Below are 19,328 nucleotides of genomic sequence, written 5' to 3' on the forward strand. Positions count from 1 at the left end.
ATTTTGATAATTCAATCTATGAATTAAAAAAGTAAAAATGTAATGGAAACTTTAAAAAACCGTAACAATTTAATCAATTCTAGTGAAATTGTAGAATTATTGAACAAAACATCTTCTCCATTGGAAAATACAACAGATTTAGATCCATTAATCGATTCTATCGGAGACGCTAAATATGTCCTTTTGGGCGAAGCCTCACATGGAACACACGAATACTATACCTGGAGAGCTAAAATCACACAACGACTAATAAAAGAAAAAGGCTTTTCTTTTGTAGGAGTCGAAGGCGATTGGCCCGATTGCTATCGTGTGAATCGGTATGCAAAAGGATATTTAGATTCCGGAAAAGATATCTACAGCGTCATGAACGAATTTAAAAGATGGCCTACATGGATGTGGGCAAATTGGGAAACTGCAGCATTCATAGATTGGCTCAAGATTTATAACGAAGATCTATCCGCAGATAAGAGAATAGGATTTTATGGTTTAGATGTATACAGTTTTAGAGAATCAATGAACTCAATCATTCTCTATTTAGAAAAGAATGATCCTAAAGCACTGGTAGTTGCAAAAACAGCCATGAAATGCTTTGAGCCTTACAACAGAGATGAAGGCCAAACTTACGCCAGAGCCTCTTCATTCGTACCGGAATTATGTGAAAAGGAAATCTTGCACCTGCTGACGGAAATAATAAAAAATGTCCCCAACTACAATCATGATCCGGAAAATGTTTTAAGCACGGAACAAAACGCATTCATTGCCAGAAATGCCGAAAAATATTATCGTGCCATGATAAAAAGAGGAGGTGCATCCTGGAATATTCGTGATGAACACATGGTTTCCACTATAGAACGGCTTATGAAATTCCATGGAAAGCAGGCAAAAATAATAGTTTGGGAACACAACACACACATTGGTGACGCGCGTGCTACAGAAATGGCATCCCAAGGCATGGTAAATGTAGGACAGCTGCTACGAGAGCAACATTTGAGTGATGGCGTGGTTGCCGTAGGATTCGGATCGTACAAAGGAAGCGTGGTTGCCGGACGGGAATGGGGCGATTCGATGCGAAAAATAACAGTTCCGGAAGCTGTTGCAGGAAGTTGGGAGCATACTTTTCATCTTGCAGGTGACGGAAAAAATAAATTACTATTACTGAATAAAATAAAAAACGAAAAATGTATTTCATCTTATATAGGACATCGTGCAATCGGGGTAGTTTATAATCCAGAGCATGAAAGATTCGGAAATTACGTTCCAACAATACTACCAGAAAGATACGATGCCTTTATTTTTCTTGACGAAACAAGCACATTACATCCAATACATATTCAACCGGACGGACACGAAATTCCTGAAACCTATCCTTTCGGCATGTAAGTTTACATCATTCAACAAAAAAAGGGTTTGACTTTTAATTAAGTTAAACCCTTTTTTAAATCTCAAAGCAATATTGAATGCTATTCCAATTTTAGCCTTTTATGTTTTCAATAAATTGATCGAATAAATAAGATGAATCATGCGGTCCCGGACTAGCTTCTGGATGGTATTGAACAGAGAAACAATTTTTGTTTTTCATACGCATGCCTGCAACTGTTCCATCGTTTAAGTGAAGATGTGTGATTTCCAAGTCAGGATGATTGTCCAACTCTTCTTTATTAACGGCAAATCCATGATTTTGAGAAGTGATTTCTCCTTTTCCAGTAATGATATTTTTCACTGGATGGTTTATTCCTCTGTGGCCGTTAAACATTTTATAAGTTGAAATTCCATTTGCCAAACCAATTACTTGGTGCCCAAGACAGATTCCGAATAAAGGTTTGTCGTTTTCAAGAATTTCTTTTGCAACTTGAATAGCTCCAGAAAGAGGTTCTGGATCTCCAGGTCCATTAGATAAAAAATACCCATCTGGATTAAATGCAGCTAAATCTTGATAAGATGAATTAAAAGGGAATACTTTGATATAGCAATCTCTTTTAGCAAGGTTACGAAGGATATTCGTTTTAATTCCTAAGTCAAGCGCAGAAATTTTATAGGTAGCATTCTCATCACCAAAAAAGTAAGGCTCTGTAGTAGAAACTTTAGAAGCTAGTTCTAAGCCTTTCATGTCTGGCACTTTTGCCAATGCGATTTTTAGTTCTTCGATTGGTGTTTCATCTGTACAAATTACAGCATTCATAGCACCATTGTCACGTATGTAGCTTACCAGAGCACGTGTGTCTACATCAGAGATACAGATAAGGTTTTGTTTTATAAAATAGTCTTCTAAACTCCCTGAAGCACCTTCGCGAGAATAATTAAAGCTAAAGTTTTTACAAACTAAACCAGCAATTTTAATACTTTTTGATTCAACTTCTGAATCATTTACTCCGTAGTTCCCAATATGGGCATTAGTGGCTACCATTAATTGACCAAAATAAGAAGGGTCAGTAAATATTTCTTGGTAACCTGTCATTCCTGTGTTAAAACAAACTTCCCCAAAAGTAGTTCCACTGATTCCAATAGATTTACCATGGAATATGGTTCCGTCACTTAATAGAAGAATTGCTTTTTGTCGTGTTGTATATTTCATTCTTTAGTTTCTATTATTTTTTTAATAGTCTCATGTAACTCGAAAAAACTCGTTTCATGTGTAGTTAAATATTGTGCAAATTTAATTCTTTAAAACAATGGATGCAATGTTTTTTAAAATTTATATTTTAAAACATAAAGCACCATTACATCTAAAAAATATAGCTTTTGAACTCTCGATCGTATCTTTTTGAAACTTCTTATAAAACAAACGTTCCAAATTAGCCCTGGTCTCTTCACTTAGCCTATATTTTTCATAGGAGTTCAGTGAACTTCGTTTGAAGCGGTATCCTTTTTCTTGTCATTCGAACGAAGAAAGAAAACAAGAAAACGATATAGCGAAAAGCAGGTCAAAAATTCCTCTAAACATATAATGTTGTGCTCCTGAAATTAAAAAAAACAAAAAAAAAGGATAAACTAGTATTAGCTTATCCTTGATTTTTATAGAATGATTATTTTCATAATTATTCAGCAGTGTCTGTAGTTGTTTCAGTTTCAGCAACTGGAGCTTCAGTAGCTTCATCAGCTTTCTTAGCTTTACCACCACGACGGCTTTTTGCTTTTTTAACTTCTTTTTTACCACCATTGTAAAGTTCATTGAAATCTACTAATTCGATCATTGCCATATCAGCATTATCTCCTAAACGATTTCCAACTTTAATGATACGAGTGTATCCACCTGGACGGTCTCCTACTTTAGCAGCTACGTCTCTGAACAAGTCAGTTACAGCGTATTTGCTACGTAAGTAAGCAAAAACGATACGACGATTGTGAGTCGTATCTTCTTTTGATTTTGTTATTAAAGGCTCAACAAATTGTTTAAGCGCTTTTGCTTTAGCAACAGTAGTGTTAATACGTTTGTGCTCGATAAGAGAACAAGCCATATTAGCTAACATAGATTTTCTATGCGCAGTCTGTCTGCTTAAGTGATTGAATTTTTTTCCGTGTCTCATTGCTTTATGAAATTTAATCCGCCAAGGCGGATTAGATTATTCTTTATCTAGTTTGTATTTTGCTAAATCCATACCGAAGTTTAAATTTTTAACTGCAACAAGCTCATCAAGTTCAGTTAAAGATTTTTTACCAAAATTACGGAATTTCATTAGGTCATTTTTATTGAACGATACTAAATCACCAAGTGTATCAACTTCAGCCGCTTTCAAACAATTTAATGCTCTAACAGAAAGATCCATATCAACAAGCTTAGTTTTAAGCAATTGTCTCATATGTAATGACTCTTCATCATAAGATTCTGTTTGTGCAATTTCGTCAGCCTCGAGTGTAATTCTTTCGTCAGAGAACAACATGAAATGGTGAATTAAAACTTTTGCAGCTTCAGTAAGAGCATCTTTTGGATTGATTGATCCATCAGTTTTTATTTCAAAAACTAATTTTTCGTAATCTGTTTTTTGCTCTACACGGAAGTTTTCAATCGCATATTTTACATTTTTTACCGGAGTAAAAATTGAATCTGTAAAAATAGTTCCAATTGCAGCATTCTGTTTTTTGTTCTCTTCAGCAGGAACATATCCTCTACCTTTTTCGATAGTTAAATCGAAATTAAGTTTGATTTTACTATCTAAATTACAGATAACTAGTTCTGGATTCAAAACTTGAAAACCTGAAATAAATTTTTGAAAATCACCAGCTGTCAATTGATCTTTACCTGAAACAGAAATAGTAACTGATTCATTATCTATATCTTCAATTTGACGTTTGAAACGTACTTGTTTAAGATTAAGAATAATTTCGGTAACGTCCTCAACAACTCCTGAAATAGTAGAAAACTCATGATCTACACCTTCAATGCGAACAGATGTAATTGCATAACCTTCTAATGCTGAAAGCAAAACTCTTCTAAGTGCATTACCAACAGTCAATCCGTAACCAGGTTCTAAAGGTCTAAATTCAAATTTACCTTCAAAATCGGTTGAATCGATCATGATAACTTTATCGGGCTTCTGAAAATTAAATATTGCCATAAATTTCGACTAAGTCAATTATTATTTGTTGTACAACTCTACGATTAATTGTTCTTTGATGTTTTCTGGAATTTGAAGTCTAGCAGGAACAGTAACAAAAGTACCTGATTTAGTTTCGTTATTCCAAGTAATCCATTCATAAACATGACTTGAATTTGATAAAGAACGTTCGATAGCTTCTAATGATTTAGATTTTTCTCGAACTCCAACTACATCACCTGGTTTCAAGTGGTAAGAAGGAATATTTACATTTTCTCCGTTTACAGTAACATGTCTGTGTGATACGATTTGACGAGCACCCCGTCTAGAAGGAGCAATACCCATTCTAAAAACAACGTTGTCTAATCTTGCTTCACATAATTGTAAAAGAACTTCACCAGTAACACCTTTAGTTGCTGATGCTTTTTCGAATAAGTTTCTGAATTGTTTTTCTAATATTCCGTAAGAATATTTAGCTTTTTGCTTTTCCATTAACTGGACAGCATATTCAGATTTTTTTCCTCTTTTTTTAGCCATCCCGTGTTGTCCAGGTGGATAATTTCTTTTTTCGAAAGCTTTATCGTCTCCGAAAATTGCTTCGCCAAATTTACGAGCGATTTTGGTTTTTGGACCAGTATATCTTGCCATTTTAAAAAATTTAAGGTAGAGATTATGAATTCAGGTCATATCCTCCGATAATCTATATTCTACCTATGTTATACTATAAATATATTTTTTTGAGTATTAAACTCTACGTCTTTTAGGAGGACGACATCCATTATGAGGCATTGGAGTAACATCGATAATCTCAGTCACTTCGATTCCACCGTTATGCAAAGAACGGATAGCAGACTCACGTCCGTTCCCTGGTCCTTTTACATAAACTTTTACTTTTTTAAGTCCAGCTTCAAGAGCTACTTTACTACAATCTTCTGCTGCCATTTGGGCTGCGTATGGAGTGTTCTTTTTAGAACCTCTAAAACCCATTTTACCAGCTGAAGACCAAGAAATAACTTCACCTTTTTTGTTAGTCAAAGAAATGATGATATTGTTAAAAGTAGCAGAAATATGAGCTTCTCCCGTTGATTCAACGATAACTTTACGTTTTTTTGCAGTTGCTTTAGCCATATTACTTATTATTTAGTTGCTTTTTTCTTGTTGGCAACAGTTTTTCTCTTACCTTTTCTTGTTCTAGAGTTGTTTTTAGTTCTTTGTCCTCTTAATGGAAGACCAGTTCTATGACGGATACCTCTATAACATCCAATATCCATTAAACGTTTGATGTTTAAAGAAACTTCAGAACGTAATTCTCCTTCAATTTTGAAAGCTGATACTGCTTCACGAATTGCTCCGATCTCATCATCATTCCAGTCTTGAACTTTTTTATCTTGGCTAACTTGAGCTTTTTCTAAAATCTCAATAGCTCTACTGCTTCCTAATCCGAAGATATAGGTAAGTGCTATAACACCTCTCTTATTTTTTGGGATATCTACCCCTGCTATTCTTGCCATAATTATCCTTGTCTTTGTTTAAATCTAGGATTCTTTTTGTTTATTACGTACAATCTCCCTTTTCTTCGCACAATTTTGCACTCGGGACTTCTCTTTTTTACTGAAGCTCTAACTTTCATTTTGAATATCCTTTAATATCTATAAGTAATTCTTGCTTTTGACAAATCGTAAGGGCTCATTTCTAGTTTCACTTTATCACCAGGTAATAATTTGATGTAATGCATACGCATTTTTCCAGATATATGGGCGATTACAATATGTCCATTTTCTAACTCTACACGGAACATAGCATTTGATAATGCTTCAATGATTGAACCGTCTTGTTCTATTGCTGATTGTTTTGCCATAAGTTAAGCTACTGCTTTTCTATTTTTACCACTCTTCATTAAACCGTCATAATGTTTGTTTAACAAGTATGAATTGATTTGTTGAATTGTATCTATGGCAACACCAACCATAATTATTAATGAAGTACCTCCAAAAAACATTGCCCAAGATTGTTGAACATCCATAAGACTCACAACAATTGCTGGGAACACAGCTATCAAAGCAAGAAATAAAGATCCTGGAAAAGTTATTAAAGACATCACTTTGTCAAGAAAATCAGAAGTTTCTACTCCAGGTCTAACACCAGGAATAAAACCACCACTTCTCTTTAAATCATCAGACATTTTATTAGTAGGAACTGTAATTGCAGTATAAAAGAAAGTAAATACAACAATTAAAGTTGCAAAAACAAAATTATACCAAAATCCAAACATATTACTAAAAGCGCCAACAATTGATTGTGATGCATCTGATTTAGATAAACCTGCCACTGCTGCAGGAATAAACATAATTGCTTGAGCAAAGATGATAGGCATAACTCCAGAAGCATTAAGCTTCAATGGAATCCATTGTCTATTACCACCCATTAAATCTTGTTCATAATCCCCTGAAGAAGTACGACGAGCATACTGAACAGGTATTTTACGAACAGCCATAACAAGCAATACACAAGCAATAATAACTAATAACCAAATGATAATTTCAATAACCAATAACATTGGTCCACCGTTATTATTAGTAACTCTAGTTGTAAATTCTTGAATAAATGCCTGAGGCAATCTAGCCAAGATACCAACCATAATCAACAATGATATACCGTTACCAATACCTTTGTCAGTAATTTTTTCTCCTAACCACATGGCAAATATTGTACCAGTAACTAAGATTATTACTGAAGAAAATAAGAATTCAAATGAATTAAATCCTAACAAAAATGCACTACTAGGCAAAGTTCTATACAAATTATAAATGTATGTTGGACCCTGAACCAAAGTAATACCTATTGTTAGCCAACGGGTAATTTGATTAATCTTCTTTCTACCACTTTCTCCGTCATTTTGAAGTTTTTGTAAATATGGAATCGCAATTCCCATTAACTGAACAACAATAGATGCAGAAATATATGGCATTATACCTAAAGCAAAAACTGAAGCTTTAGAGAAAGCACCTCCTGTAAACATGTCTAGAATAGATCCAATACCATTTTTGGTTTGCCCAGCTAAACTATTTAATTGAGTTGCATCAATTCCAGGAAGTGTAACGTGTGCTCCAAAACGATAAACTAAAAGAAGACCTAAGGTGATTAGGATTCTATTTTTCAGTTCCTCAATTTTCCAAACATTACTTAATGATTCAATAAATTTCTTCATCTTAATAGAAAAATTATATTGTTACAGCTTCTCCACCAGCAGCTTCAATAGCAGCTTTTGCAGTAGCAGTAAATTTGTGAGCGGTTACTTTTAATTTCGCTGTCAATTCTCCTCTTCCTAAAATCTTAACGATTTCATTTTTAGTAGCTAAACGATTAGCAACATAAACTGTCATATCAACAGAATCTGTTATCACACCATTATCTACTAATAATTGAAGTGTATCAAGATTAACACCTTCGTATTCTTTACGATTGATGTTTGTGAAACCAAACTTAGGCACACGTCTTTGAAGTGGCATTTGACCACCTTCAAAACCAATCTTTTTAGAATAACCAGAACGAGATTTTGCTCCTTTGTGACCTCTTGCAGAAGTACCACCTTTTCCAGAACCTTCTCCTCTACCTAATCTTTTATTTTGATTGTGTGTAGAACCTTCAGCAGGTTGTAAGTTACTTAAATTCATAACAGTATTTGTTATTTAGTTTCTTCAACAGAAACTAAGTGTTTAACTTTATTTATCATCCCAAGGATTGTAGGATTTGAATCATGCTCTACAACTTGTCCCATTTTACGTAGACCTAAAGCTTCTAATCCTCTCTTTTGAGTAAGAGGACAGTTGATTTTGCTTCTAACTTGTTTTACTAATAATTTAGCCATAATTTCCTTGAATTAACCTTTAAAAACTTTTTCTAAAGAAACGCCTCTTTGTTTTGCAACAGTATAAGCACTTCTCATTTGCAATAAAGCATCAAAAGTTGCCTTAACTACGTTGTGAGGATTTGATGATCCTTGTGATTTAGATAATACATCATGAATTCCTACTGATTCAAGAACTGAACGAACAGCTCCACCAGCAATAACTCCTGTACCATGAGAGGCAGGAATTAAGAATACACGTGCACCACCAAATTTACCTTTTTGTTCGTGAGGAACTGATTGACCATTCAAAGGAATTTTTACTAAATTTTTCTTAGCATCTTCTACTGCTTTCGCAATTGCTTCAGAAACGTCTTTAGATTTTCCTAATCCGTGTCCAACCACTCCATTTTCATCACCTACGACTACAATAGCAGAAAAACCAAAAGCTCTACCTCCCTTTGTAACCTTAGTAACACGATTTACACTTACCAAACGATCTTTCAATTCAAGACCACTTGGTTTTACTAACTCTACATTCTTGTATTTACTATTAGACATACTATATTAGAATTTAAGTCCAGCCGCTCTTGCGCCTTCCGCTAATGATTTAATACGACCGTGATATAAATAACCTCCTCTATCGAAAGTTACTACGTCTATCCCAGCTTTTAAAGCTTTCTCAGCAACTAGTTTTCCAACTGCTGTAGCCACTTCAATGTTCGTACCGTTACCTATTTCTTTTTCTCTTGAAGAAGCTGCCAATATAGTAACTCCGTTTACATCATCAATAAGTTGAGCGTAAATTTCTTTGTTACTTCTAAATACAGATAGTCTTGGATTAGTAGCAGTACCACTAATTGTTTTTCTAATTCTGAATCTAATTCTTTGTCTTCTTTCAGGTTTTGTTAATGACATAATCTTATTTTTTAAGCTGATTTACCTGCTTTTCTTCTTAATACTTCACCTACAAATTTAACACCTTTTCCTTTATACGGCTCTGGCTTACGGAAACCTCTGATTTTCGCAGCTACCTGACCTAAAAGTTGTTTGTCAAATGATGTTAATTTTACAATTGGGTTTTTACCCTTTTCAGATATCGTTTCTAAAGTTACTTCTGGAGCAATTTCTAAAACAATATTGTGAGAATATCCAAGAGCTAAATCTAACTTTTGTCCTTGATTTGAAGCTCTATAACCAACTCCTACCAATTCTAAAGATTTTGTAAAACCTTCGTTCACACCAATAATCATGTTATTGATTAAAGATCTATATAAACCATGTTTTGCTCTTTGGTCTTTGTGATCAGACGATCTATCAACTTGAACTTGACCGTCTTCAACCGTAACAGTAACGTCCGAAAACTCCTGAGTTAGTTGACCATTTTTTCCTTTTACTGTAATAATACCATTTGCAACTTCAACAGTTACACCAGCAGGGATTACAACCGGATTTTTACCTATTCTTGACATCTTCTACTATTTTAATGATTAGTAAACGTAACAAATTACTTCACCACCAACATTTAACTGTCTGGCTTTCTTTCCTGTCATCAAACCTTTTGATGTAGAAACAATAGCAATTCCTAATCCGTTAAGGATTCTTGGAATAGATGAAGAACCTGAATACTTACGTAAACCTGGTTTACTAATTCTTTGGATATCTTTAATTACTGACTCTTTAGTATCTTTATCATACTTCAAAGCAATTTTGATTGAACCCTGTACAGCGTTGTCTTCAAATTTGTAACTCAAGATATAACCTTGATCAAATAAGATCTTAGTTATTTCTTTTTTTAGATTAGATGCAGGAATTTCAACAACTTTGTGGTTTGCAGCCACAGCGTTACGAACTCTTGTCAAGTAATCTGCAATAGGATCTGTATACATGTGTATTAATTTGCGGTTTTGGTTTTCAACAAACTATTTGCCGAACCTGAAACCAATTTATAAATGTTTATGATACAGACTAAACGTAAGTTAAGTCTGTATCAGGACGCAATAAATTACGTCTTACCAAGATGCTTTTTTAACACCAGGTATCAATCCGTTATTTGCCATTTCACGAAATGTAACACGTGAAAGACCGAATTGACGCATATACCCTCTTGGTCTACCTGTTAATTTACAACGATTGTGCAAACGAACTGGTGAAGCATTTTTTGGTAACTTTTGCAAACCTACGAAATCTCCAGCTTCTAACAAAGCTTTTCTTTTCTCAGCATACTTAGCTACTGTTTTTTCTCTCTTAACCTCGCGGGCTTTCATTGATTCTTTAGCCATGTCTTAATTCTTTTTAAAAGGTAATCCTAATTCTGTCAATAGAGACTTTGCTTCTTTATCTGTTTTTGCACTAGTTACAAAAGAGATGTCCATTCCTGAAATTTTGTTTACTTTATCAATATCAATTTCTGGGAAAATGATTTGCTCCAAAACTCCAAGGTTATAATTTCCTCTTCCGTCAAATCCAGTAGCTTTAATACCACTGAAATCTCTTACACGTGGCAAAGCTGAAGTAATAAGTCTATCTAAAAACTCATACATTTTTTCTCCACGCAAAGTAACTTTTGCTCCAATAGGCATCCCTTTTCTCAATTTGAATGACGCAACGTCTTTCTTTGAAATTGTAGATACTGCTTTCTGTCCAGTGATCTTTGTTAACTCATCAACTGCATAGTCAATTAGTTTTTTATCAGATACAGCTGCACCAACTCCTTTACTTAAAACGATTTTTTCCAATTTTGGAACTTGCATTACGTTTACGTATCCGAATTCCTCTTTAAGAGCAGCAATTACTCTGCTCTTATATTCTTCTTTTAGTCTAGGTATATACGCCATTACTATAGTACTTGATTAGATTTTTTTGAAAATCTTACTTTCTTATCTCCTTCTACTCTAATACCAACTCTAGTTGTTTCCTTAGTTTTAGGATCAATTAAAGAAATATTAGATATTTGTATAGAAGCTTCTTTCTTTACGATACCACCTTGAGGGCTTTTTGCACTAGGTTTCGTATGTTTTGAAACCATGTTTACACCTTCAACAATCGCTTTGTTTTTCTCACGGTACACACGTAATACTTTACCTTCAGCACCTTTATGGTCTCCAGCAATTACTCTTACGATGTCACCTGATTTTATTTTTAGCTTTATCATCTTAAAACGAATTAAAGCACTTCTGGTGCTAATGATACAATTTTCATGAATTGTTTTTCACGAAGTTCTCTTGCTACCGGACCAAAAACACGAGTTCCTCTCATTTCACCAGCAGCATTCAATAACACACATGCGTTATCATCGAATCTGATGTATGAACCATCGGCTCTTCTTACTTCTTTTTTGGTACGTACAACAACTGCAGTTGAAACAGCTCCTTTTTTAACGCTTCCGTTAGGAGCAGTATCTTTGATAGAAACTACAATCTTGTCACCAACAGAGGCATACCTTCTTTTGGTACCTCCTAAAACACGGATAGTTAAAACTTCCTTTGCTCCAGTGTTATCTGCTACTTTTAGTCTTGATTCTTGTTGTACCATAATTATTTAGCTCTTTCTAGGATTTCAACTAACCTCCAACATTTTGTTTTACTCATAGGACGCGTTTCGCTGATCCTTACAGTATCTCCAATGTTGCAGTCGTTCTTTTCGTCGTGTGCGTGATACTTTTTAGTTTTCAACACGAACTTACCGTATAATGGGTGTTTAACTTTACGCACTTCCGCAACAACAATAGATTTATCCATTTTGTCCGAAGTAACAACACCAACTCTTTCTTTTCTTAAATTTCTTTTTTCTTCCATCTTTCAGCAGAATACAGTTATTGTAACTCTCTTTTAGTAAGTTCTGTAGCTAATCTTGCAACTGTTCTTCTTACACTTCTAATTTGAAGTGGGTTCTCAATTGGAGAAATAGCGTGAGCCATTTTTAGGTCGGCATATGCCTTCTTAGTCTGGCTAAGTTTTTCTTGCAACTCCGCTGCAGAAAGATCTTTTATTTCTGATTGTTTCATAATATCTAATTAATTATGCTTCGAAATCTCTAGCAACAACGAATTTAGTTTTTACTGGAAGCTTTTGAGCTGCAAGACGTAACGCCTCTTTTGCAACTGACAAAGGTACTCCTCCAACTTCAAACATAATTCTTCCGGGTTTAACAACGGCAGCCCAATACTCAACTGCACCTTTACCTTTACCCATACGTACCTCAAGAGGTTTCTTAGTAATTGGTTTGTCTGGAAATATTTTGATCCATAATTGTCCTTCTCTTTTCATAAAACGAGTTGCAGCGATACGCGCAGCCTCGATTTGACGAGAGGTTAAGAACATTCCATCTTCATGTACAGATTTAATACCAAACATTCCATTAGAAAGTTCATGTCCTCTTTGAGAATTTCCTTTCATTTTACCCTTTTGTACCTTACGGTATTTTGTTCTTTTAGGCTGTAACATTTTTCTTTAGTTTAAAAATTTACTTTCTTTTACGAGCGTCTGGTTTTCCACCTTTATTAAAAGGCTTTCTGTCTCCTCTAGGAGATTCGCCACCTTTACCACCACCAGTTCCGGATTGTTTTTTATCCATTCCTGCAAGCGGGGAAAGATCTCTCTTTCCATAAACTTCACCTTTCATGATCCACACTTTGATTCCCATTCTACCATAAGTAGTATGAGCTTCAGCCAAAGCATAATCAATATCAGCTCTGAAAGTTGATAGAGGAATTCTACCTTCTTTGAAACCTTCTGAACGTGCCATTTCAGCACCATTCAAACGACCAGAAATCAGAACTTTAATTCCTTCAGCGTTCATACGCATAGAGGCTGCGATTGCCATTTTAATAGCACGTCTGTAAGAAATTCTGCTTTCGATTTGACGACAGATGCTTGTAGCAACTAGATACGCGTCAAGTTCAGGTCTTTTAATTTCAAAGATGTTGATTTGAACCTCTTTGTCAGTAATTTTCTTAAGTTCTTCTTTCAACTTGTCTACCTCTTGTCCACCTTTTCCGATAATGATACCAGGTCTGGCAGTAGTGATAGTAACGGTTACAAGTTTTAAAGTTCTCTCGATGATTACTTTCGATACACTAGCTTTTGATAAACGAGCATGGATATACTTTCTGATTTTGTGATCTTCGGCAAGTTTATCACCGTAATCATTTCCACCATACCAGTTTGAGTCCCATCCTCTGATGATACCAAGTCTATTTCCAATTGGATTTGTCTTTTGTCCCATGCTGCTTAAGAATTGCTTTGTGTGTTATTGATAGCTCCAAGCACGATTGTTACGTGGTTAGAACGTTTTCTAATTCTGTGTGCTCTTCCTTGTGGAGCTGGACGAAGTCTTTTCAACATCATTCCACCATCTACACGGATTTCCTTAACAAATAAACCAGCTTCTTCCATATTAGCTTCAGGGTTTTTTGCTTGCCAGTTGGCAATTACAGATAAAACCAATTTTTCTAATTTTCTTGAAGCTTCTTTAGAACTGAATCTTAAGATGTTTAGTGCTCTTTCTACCTTCTGACCTCTTACTAGATCTGCTACTAAGCGCATTTTTCTAGGTGAAGTAGGGCAGTTATTTAACTTTGCGAAGGCCAAAGACTTGTTAGCCTCTTTTCTTGCGTCTGCTGTTTCTCTTTTACGAACTCCCATTGCTTCTTATTTTTTACCTTTATTTTTTGCTCCAGCATGACCTCTAAAAGATCTAGTTGGTGAAAATTCTCCTAATTTGTGACCTACCATGTTTTCTGTTACGTAAACTGGTACAAATTGACGACCGTTATGAACTGCGATAGTTTGTCCAACAAAGTCTGGAGTAATCATAGAAGCTCTAGACCATGTCTTAACCACTCCTTTATTTCCACCTGCAATGTTTTCCTGAACTTTCTTGTCTAACTTATAATGAACGAAAGGTCCTTTTTTTAATGAACGTGCCATATCTTATTATTTCTTTCTACGTTCTACGATATACTTGTTACTCGGGTTTTTCTTAGAACGAGTTCTATAACCTTTAGCTGGTATTCCATTTCTTGAACGTGGATGTCCACCAGAAGAACGTCCTTCACCACCACCCATTGGGTGATCGACAGGGTTCATTGCAACAGGTCTTGTTCTAGGTCTTCTTCCTAACCATCTTGTTCTACCAGCTTTTCCTGATACAACTAATTGGTGATCTGAATTAGAAACCGCTCCAATTGTAGCCGAACATGTCAACAAGATTAATCTTGTTTCACCAGAAGGCATTTTAATTGTAGCATATTTTCCATCTCTTGCCATTAATTGAGCAAATGTTCCAGCAGAACGAGCGATTACCGCTCCTTGACCTGGTCTCAATTCGATACAAGAAATTACAGTTCCAAGTGGAACTCTACTTAAAGGTAAAGTATTACCAATTTCAGGTTGAGATTCTGGACCAGAAACTAATTTTTGACCAACTTTCAATCCGTTTTGAGCAATAACATACGTTTTCTCTCCATCAGCATAAGCTAACAAAGCGATAAAAGCAGTACGATTTGGATCATATTCAATTGACTTAACCGTCGCAGGAATTCCTTCTTTTGTACGTTTAAAATCAATGATACGATATCTCTGCTTGTGACCACCACCCGTATAACGCATGGTCATCTTTCCTTGACTATTTCTACCACCAGAGTTTTTTATCGGCGCTATCAAAGAGCGTTCCGGCTTATCAGTTGTAATGGCGTCATAACCATTCACAACTCTAAATCGCTGACCTGGGGTAATAGGTTTTAATTTTCTTACTGACATTTTATCTTAGATATTGTTGTAAAAATCAATTGTTTCTCCTTCTTGTACTTGAACAATTGCTTTTTTAATTGCATTAGTCTTTCCACTGATTAAACCACTTTTAGTGTATTTAGTAGTTCTATCCGGCCTTACGTTCATTGTGTTAACACTCAAAACAGTTACTCCATAAGCAGCTTCAACAGCTTTCTTAATTTGTACTTTGTTCGCTTTTTTGTCAACAACAAATCCGAAGCGGTTTAAAACTTCACTTTCTTTGGTTACTTTTTCCGTTACTATAGGCTTAATTATGATGCTCATATCCTATTATTTACTTAAATTTTCTTCAATTATCTCCAAAGAACTCTCTAAAAGCACTAAATTATTAGCGTTTAATATAGCGTAAGTACTTAATTCTAAGCTACTTACTACGCTAGAGCCTTTTAAATTGCGTGACGACAAATATACATTTTTATTTGTATCACCCAAGACAAACAGGGACTTTTTATTTTCTAACTCTAAAGCTTTCAAAACGTTGATGAAATTTTTAGTGTTTGGTGTTTCAAAATTAAAGTCTTCAAGAACGATAATGTTCGACTCTTTTGCTTTAATTGAGAAAGCAGATTTTCTTGCCAAACGTTTCAAGCTTTTATTCAATTTGAATGAATAACTTCTTGGTCTTGGTCCGAAAACTGTTCCACCACCTTTAAACAATGGATTCTTTGCACTACCCGCACGAGCAGTACCAGTTCCTTTTTGTTTTTTAATCTTACGAGTACTTCCCGCAACTTCAGCTCTTTCTTTAGCTTTGTGCGTTCCTTGTCTTTGATTAGCAAGATATTGCTTTACATCAAGATATACTGCGTGATTGTTTGGTTCTATACCAAATACTGAATCAGAAAGTTGAACTTTTCTTCCAGTATCTTTTCCGTTGAAATCTAATACTTTTGCTTCCATTACTTCTGAATGATTACATAAGAGTTGTTACATCCAGGAACACATCCTTTTATAACAAGTAGGTTCTTTTCAGCAACTACTTTTAAAACTCTAAGGTTTTGAACTTTTACATTGTCTCCTCCCATTCTTCCAGCCATACGCATTCCTTTGAATACTCTAGATGGATAAGACGAAGCTCCTACAGAACCTGGCGCTCTTAAACGGTTGTGTTGACCGTGAGTTGCTTGACCAACACCACCAAAACCGTGACGTTTTACAACCCCTTGAAAACCTTTACCTTTAGATACACCTTGTACATCTACAAATTCTCCTTCTTGAAAAATAGAAACATCTATAAGATCTCCTAAATTTTGTTCAGTTGCGAAATCTCGGAATTCAACGACTTTTTTCTTAGCAACAGTTCCCGCTTTTTTAAAGTGACCTAAAGCCGCTTTTGTGGAATGTTTCTCGTTTTTGTCATCGAAACCAAGTTGCAACGCTTCGTACCCGTCAACACCTTTGGTTCTGACTTGGGTAACAACACATGGTCCAGCTTCGATTACTGTACAAGGAATATTCTTCCCGTTCTCGTCGAAAATACTAGTCATGCCGATTTTTTTACCAATTAACCCAGACATAATTATTAATTATTAATTATTAAATATAAATATAGAACGCAGCTTTTAACCGAATCCTATTTTTTTAAAGTGGTGCAAAAGTATAACTTATTTACACACAAACCAAAAAAATATTTTCCGATTAAAAACAGCGTCCCTTTTTACTCTAAAAGTACTTAAACTTTGATTTCAACTTCAACTCCACTTGGCAATTCAAGTTTCATTAAAGCATCAATAGTTTTAGATGAAGATGAATAAATATCAATCAATCTCTTGTATGACATTACCTCAAATTGCTCTCTCGCTTTTTTGTTAACGTGTGGAGAACGTAGAACTGTAAAAAGTTTTTTGTGAGTTGGCAATGGAATTGGTCCTGTAACAACTGCACCGGTACTTTTTACCGTTTTTACAATCTTCTCAGCAGACTTATCTACCAACATGTGATCGTAAGATTTTAATTTTATTCTGATTTTTTGACTCATTTTCTTAAAGATTATGCGTTTCCTTTTGCTTTTTTGATAACTGCTTCTGAAATATTAGAAGGCGTTTCAGAGTAGTGTGAAAATTCCATAGTAGATGTTGCTCTACCAGATGAAAGTGTTCTTAACGTAGTTACGTATCCAAACATTTCAGATAATGGCACATCAGCCTTAATGGTTTTAGCACCAGCTCTATCACCCATATCATTCACCTGACCTCTACGACGGTTGATATCACCTACGATATCTCCCATGTTTTCTTCTGGTGTAATCACTTCCATTTTCATGATTGGCTCTAATATAACAGCACCAGCTGCTTTAGCTACCTCTCTATATCCCATTCTTGCCGCAAGCTCAAAAGAAAGTGCATCAGAATCCACAGGATGGAAAGATCCGTCTAATAAAGTTACTTTTAAACTATCTACTTGGTATCCTGCTAAAGGACCCGTTTTCATAGCTTCTCTAAAACCTTTTTCAACAGATGGAATATATTCTTTAGGAACGTTACCCCCTTTTACTGCATTTACAAACTGCAATCCAACCGGAGCCTTACCGTCAACTTCATCTGCTGGCTCTAGTATAAATACGATATCACCGAATTTACCACGACCTCCAGATTGTTTTTTGTATGTCTCTCTATGTTGTGCTTTCTTAGTAAAAGCTTCTTTGTATTCAACTTGAGGCTCACCTTGGTTTACTTCAACTTTGAATTCACGTCTCATTCTATCAACTAAGATATCTAAGTGAAGCTCACCCATACCTGAGATAATAGTTTGACCCGAAGCCTCATCAGTTCTAACAGTAAATGTAGGATCCTCTTCAGCTAATTTAGCTAAAGCCATACCCATTTTATCTACGTCAGCCTTAGTTTTAGGCTCAATTGCAATACCAATTACTGGCGCTGGGAATTTCATACTTTCTAGGATAATTGGGTGTTTTTCATCACACAATGTATCTCCAGTTTTAATATCTTTAAATCCAACTGCCGCTCCAATATCACCTGCTTCGATATACTCGATTGGGTTTTGCTTGTTAGCGTGCATTTGATAGATACGAGAAATTCTTTCTTTGTTTCCAGAACGTGTATTCAAAACGTAAGAACCTGCGTCCAAACGACCTGAATAAGCACGGAAAAATGCCAAACGACCTACGAATGGGTCAGTAGCAATTTTAAAAGCTAAAGCAGCGAATGGCTCTTTAACATCTGGCTTACGCAATATTTTAGTTTGATCTTCTTCTAACAAATCAGCATCATCAGGATGAATCCCTTCGATACCTGCTTTATCCATTGGAGATGGCAAATATTTACATACCGCATCAAGCATGAATTGAACTCCTTTATTTTTAAAAGAAGAACCAGCGATCATCGGGATGATAGCCATATCCATTACAGCTGCTCTTAATGCAATATTGATTTCCTCCTCTGTAATAGAGTTTTCATCTTCCATGAATTTTTCAAGCAAAGTCTCATCATAATCAGCTACCGCTTCAATAAGAATCGATCTATACTCTTTCACCTCTTCAAGCATATCTTCTGGAATAGGCACAATATCATAAGTTGCCCCTAATCCTTCTTCATGCCATACTATAGCTTGATTTTTAACCAAATCTACAACACCTTTGAAATCATTTTCTTCACCAATTGGCAAAGTGATTGCAACTGCATTTGATTTTAACATATCTCTTACTTGTTGACATACCATCAAAAAGTTAGATCCTTGTCTATCCATTTTATTAACGAAACCAATACGCGGTACATGGTATTGATCTGCCAATCTCCAGTTAGTTTCTGATTGCGGCTCAACACCATCAACCGCACTAAATAAGAAAACCAAACCATCAAGTACACGCAAAGAACGGTTTACTTCAACTGTAAAGTCAACGTGTCCTGGGGTATCAATAATATTAAAGTGATAAGGCAATGTTTCAGGTAATACTTTACCTTGTGTAGTTGGAAAATTCCATTCACAAGTTGTAGCTGCCGAAGTAATTGTAATACCTCTTTCTTGCTCTTGTGCCATCCAGTCCATTGTTGCAGCACCATCGTGCACTTCACCAATTTTGTGTGATTTTCCTGTATAGAATAATATACGCTCCGTTGTTGTTGTTTTACCAGCATCAATGTGAGCAGCAATTCCTATATTTCTTGTATATTTAAGATCTCTAGCCATTTCTTAAGA

32 protein-coding genes are annotated in these 19,328 nt (G+C 35.3%); 1 reads left to right on the forward strand and 31 read right to left on the reverse strand.

From position 1 onward, the window contains the following. Nucleotides 1–42: 42 nt before the first annotated feature. Nucleotides 43–1,380, forward strand: a complete 1,338-nt coding sequence (locus tag ACM55H_RS10340; protein WP_416836430.1) for an erythromycin esterase family protein — start codon at nucleotides 43–45, stop codon at nucleotides 1,378–1,380. 91 nt (nucleotides 1,381–1,471) lie between these two features. Here the strand turns inward: ACM55H_RS10340 and carA are convergent, their stop codons facing one another. The 31 genes from carA to fusA all read right to left on the reverse strand — a co-directional run bounded on the left by carA (nucleotide 1,472) and on the right by fusA (nucleotide 19,319). Then, nucleotides 1,472–2,572 (reverse strand): glutamine-hydrolyzing carbamoyl-phosphate synthase small subunit, encoded by a 1,101-nt coding sequence (gene carA, locus ACM55H_RS10345; RefSeq protein WP_416836431.1) that lies wholly within the window; start codon nucleotides 2,570–2,572, stop codon nucleotides 1,472–1,474. Between the two features lie 463 nt (nucleotides 2,573–3,035). Next, nucleotides 3,036–3,524, reverse strand: a complete 489-nt coding sequence (gene rplQ / locus ACM55H_RS10350) for a 50S ribosomal protein L17 (protein ID WP_035668085.1) — start codon at nucleotides 3,522–3,524, stop codon at nucleotides 3,036–3,038. Nucleotides 3,525–3,560: 36 nt separating this feature from the next. Then, a complete protein-coding gene (locus ACM55H_RS10355) occupies nucleotides 3,561–4,553 on the reverse strand; it encodes a DNA-directed RNA polymerase subunit alpha (RefSeq protein ID WP_039110214.1) in 993 nt (330 codons plus the stop codon). A gap of 21 nt (nucleotides 4,554–4,574) precedes the next feature. Further along, entirely contained in the window at nucleotides 4,575–5,180 is a 606-nt protein-coding gene (rpsD, locus tag ACM55H_RS10360) for a 30S ribosomal protein S4 (protein WP_039110215.1), read from the reverse strand. Between the two features lie 96 nt (nucleotides 5,181–5,276). Continuing rightward, nucleotides 5,277–5,660, reverse strand: a complete 384-nt coding sequence (gene rpsK / locus ACM55H_RS10365) for a 30S ribosomal protein S11 (protein ID WP_024981527.1) — start codon at nucleotides 5,658–5,660, stop codon at nucleotides 5,277–5,279. Nucleotides 5,661–5,668: 8 nt separating this feature from the next. Next, nucleotides 5,669–6,043 carry a 30S ribosomal protein S13 gene (gene rpsM, locus ACM55H_RS10370; protein WP_039110216.1) on the reverse strand — a complete coding sequence of 125 codons (375 nt, stop codon included), beginning with the start codon at nucleotides 6,041–6,043 and terminating at the stop codon, nucleotides 5,669–5,671. A 2-nt stretch (nucleotides 6,044–6,045) separates the two neighbouring features. Further along, nucleotides 6,046–6,162: a type B 50S ribosomal protein L36 gene (gene ykgO, locus ACM55H_RS10375; protein WP_008992256.1), complete on the reverse strand. Its 117-nt coding sequence runs from the start codon at nucleotides 6,160–6,162 to the stop codon at nucleotides 6,046–6,048. A 12-nt stretch (nucleotides 6,163–6,174) separates the two neighbouring features. Continuing rightward, nucleotides 6,175–6,390 (reverse strand): translation initiation factor IF-1, encoded by a 216-nt coding sequence (infA, locus tag ACM55H_RS10380; RefSeq protein WP_007136545.1) that lies wholly within the window; start codon nucleotides 6,388–6,390, stop codon nucleotides 6,175–6,177. Between the two features lie 3 nt (nucleotides 6,391–6,393). After that, nucleotides 6,394–7,740 carry a preprotein translocase subunit SecY gene (secY, locus tag ACM55H_RS10385; RefSeq protein WP_039110217.1) on the reverse strand — a complete coding sequence of 449 codons (1,347 nt, stop codon included), beginning with the start codon at nucleotides 7,738–7,740 and terminating at the stop codon, nucleotides 6,394–6,396. Nucleotides 7,741–7,753: 13 nt separating this feature from the next. Continuing rightward, on the reverse strand, nucleotides 7,754–8,206 hold the full coding sequence (gene rplO, locus ACM55H_RS10390; RefSeq protein WP_039110218.1) for a 50S ribosomal protein L15: 453 nt from the start codon (nucleotides 8,204–8,206) through the stop codon (nucleotides 7,754–7,756). A gap of 11 nt (nucleotides 8,207–8,217) precedes the next feature. Then, complete coding sequence (rpmD, locus tag ACM55H_RS10395; RefSeq protein ID WP_035668100.1) at nucleotides 8,218–8,400, reverse strand: 50S ribosomal protein L30; 183 nt, start codon at nucleotides 8,398–8,400, stop codon at nucleotides 8,218–8,220. Between the two features lie 12 nt (nucleotides 8,401–8,412). After that, entirely contained in the window at nucleotides 8,413–8,940 is a 528-nt protein-coding gene (gene rpsE, locus ACM55H_RS10400) for a 30S ribosomal protein S5 (RefSeq protein ID WP_035668102.1), read from the reverse strand. Nucleotides 8,941–8,946: 6 nt separating this feature from the next. Beyond that, nucleotides 8,947–9,297, reverse strand: coding sequence for a 50S ribosomal protein L18 (rplR, locus tag ACM55H_RS10405; RefSeq protein ID WP_113636694.1), 351 nt, complete (start codon nucleotides 9,295–9,297; stop codon nucleotides 8,947–8,949). Between the two features lie 11 nt (nucleotides 9,298–9,308). Next, entirely contained in the window at nucleotides 9,309–9,851 is a 543-nt protein-coding gene (gene rplF, locus ACM55H_RS10410) for a 50S ribosomal protein L6 (RefSeq protein ID WP_099713441.1), read from the reverse strand. 18 nt (nucleotides 9,852–9,869) lie between these two features. Then, the gene (gene rpsH / locus ACM55H_RS10415; protein ID WP_039110221.1) at nucleotides 9,870–10,268 is read right to left on the reverse strand and encodes a 30S ribosomal protein S8; all 399 of its coding nucleotides are present in this window, start codon (nucleotides 10,266–10,268) and stop codon (nucleotides 9,870–9,872) included. A 123-nt stretch (nucleotides 10,269–10,391) separates the two neighbouring features. Continuing rightward, nucleotides 10,392–10,661: a 30S ribosomal protein S14 gene (gene rpsN, locus ACM55H_RS10420; protein WP_007136553.1), complete on the reverse strand. Its 270-nt coding sequence runs from the start codon at nucleotides 10,659–10,661 to the stop codon at nucleotides 10,392–10,394. 3 nt (nucleotides 10,662–10,664) lie between these two features. Further along, complete coding sequence (gene rplE / locus ACM55H_RS10425; protein WP_035668110.1) at nucleotides 10,665–11,216, reverse strand: 50S ribosomal protein L5; 552 nt, start codon at nucleotides 11,214–11,216, stop codon at nucleotides 10,665–10,667. A gap of 2 nt (nucleotides 11,217–11,218) precedes the next feature. Beyond that, nucleotides 11,219–11,533 (reverse strand): 50S ribosomal protein L24, encoded by a 315-nt coding sequence (gene rplX, locus ACM55H_RS10430; protein ID WP_035668111.1) that lies wholly within the window; start codon nucleotides 11,531–11,533, stop codon nucleotides 11,219–11,221. A gap of 11 nt (nucleotides 11,534–11,544) precedes the next feature. Further along, entirely contained in the window at nucleotides 11,545–11,913 is a 369-nt protein-coding gene (gene rplN, locus ACM55H_RS10435; protein ID WP_026717863.1) for a 50S ribosomal protein L14, read from the reverse strand. 2 nt (nucleotides 11,914–11,915) lie between these two features. Further along, complete coding sequence (rpsQ, locus tag ACM55H_RS10440; protein ID WP_039110222.1) at nucleotides 11,916–12,176, reverse strand: 30S ribosomal protein S17; 261 nt, start codon at nucleotides 12,174–12,176, stop codon at nucleotides 11,916–11,918. A gap of 17 nt (nucleotides 12,177–12,193) precedes the next feature. Next, entirely contained in the window at nucleotides 12,194–12,385 is a 192-nt protein-coding gene (rpmC, locus tag ACM55H_RS10445) for a 50S ribosomal protein L29 (protein WP_035668115.1), read from the reverse strand. A gap of 13 nt (nucleotides 12,386–12,398) precedes the next feature. Next, a complete protein-coding gene (gene rplP, locus ACM55H_RS10450; protein WP_007803637.1) occupies nucleotides 12,399–12,824 on the reverse strand; it encodes a 50S ribosomal protein L16 in 426 nt (141 codons plus the stop codon). A gap of 19 nt (nucleotides 12,825–12,843) precedes the next feature. Then, complete coding sequence (rpsC, locus tag ACM55H_RS10455; RefSeq protein WP_416836432.1) at nucleotides 12,844–13,605, reverse strand: 30S ribosomal protein S3; 762 nt, start codon at nucleotides 13,603–13,605, stop codon at nucleotides 12,844–12,846. Nucleotides 13,606–13,610: 5 nt separating this feature from the next. After that, on the reverse strand, nucleotides 13,611–14,024 hold the full coding sequence (gene rplV, locus ACM55H_RS10460; RefSeq protein WP_035668120.1) for a 50S ribosomal protein L22: 414 nt from the start codon (nucleotides 14,022–14,024) through the stop codon (nucleotides 13,611–13,613). 6 nt (nucleotides 14,025–14,030) lie between these two features. Further along, the gene (gene rpsS / locus ACM55H_RS10465) at nucleotides 14,031–14,309 is read right to left on the reverse strand and encodes a 30S ribosomal protein S19 (protein WP_007136562.1); all 279 of its coding nucleotides are present in this window, start codon (nucleotides 14,307–14,309) and stop codon (nucleotides 14,031–14,033) included. Between the two features lie 6 nt (nucleotides 14,310–14,315). Beyond that, nucleotides 14,316–15,140, reverse strand: coding sequence for a 50S ribosomal protein L2 (gene rplB / locus ACM55H_RS10470; protein WP_035668122.1), 825 nt, complete (start codon nucleotides 15,138–15,140; stop codon nucleotides 14,316–14,318). A gap of 6 nt (nucleotides 15,141–15,146) precedes the next feature. Further along, nucleotides 15,147–15,437 carry a 50S ribosomal protein L23 gene (gene rplW, locus ACM55H_RS10475; RefSeq protein WP_104000023.1) on the reverse strand — a complete coding sequence of 97 codons (291 nt, stop codon included), beginning with the start codon at nucleotides 15,435–15,437 and terminating at the stop codon, nucleotides 15,147–15,149. Between the two features lie 6 nt (nucleotides 15,438–15,443). Continuing rightward, a complete protein-coding gene (gene rplD / locus ACM55H_RS10480) occupies nucleotides 15,444–16,073 on the reverse strand; it encodes a 50S ribosomal protein L4 (protein ID WP_035668126.1) in 630 nt (209 codons plus the stop codon). Further along, the gene (gene rplC / locus ACM55H_RS10485; RefSeq protein ID WP_039110224.1) at nucleotides 16,073–16,690 is read right to left on the reverse strand and encodes a 50S ribosomal protein L3; all 618 of its coding nucleotides are present in this window, start codon (nucleotides 16,688–16,690) and stop codon (nucleotides 16,073–16,075) included. Before rplC ends, rplD begins: the two co-directional genes overlap by 1 nt. A 155-nt stretch (nucleotides 16,691–16,845) precedes the next feature. Continuing rightward, nucleotides 16,846–17,151 carry a 30S ribosomal protein S10 gene (gene rpsJ / locus ACM55H_RS10490; RefSeq protein ID WP_011963470.1) on the reverse strand — a complete coding sequence of 102 codons (306 nt, stop codon included), beginning with the start codon at nucleotides 17,149–17,151 and terminating at the stop codon, nucleotides 16,846–16,848. A gap of 11 nt (nucleotides 17,152–17,162) precedes the next feature. Further along, nucleotides 17,163–19,319, reverse strand: a complete 2,157-nt coding sequence (fusA, locus tag ACM55H_RS10495; RefSeq protein WP_039110225.1) for an elongation factor G — start codon at nucleotides 19,317–19,319, stop codon at nucleotides 17,163–17,165. Nucleotides 19,320–19,328 lie beyond the last annotated feature (9 nt).

Source organism: Flavobacterium cryoconiti (assembly GCF_048158645.1).
Lineage (GTDB): Bacteria > Bacteroidota > Bacteroidia > Flavobacteriales > Flavobacteriaceae > Flavobacterium > Flavobacterium cryoconiti.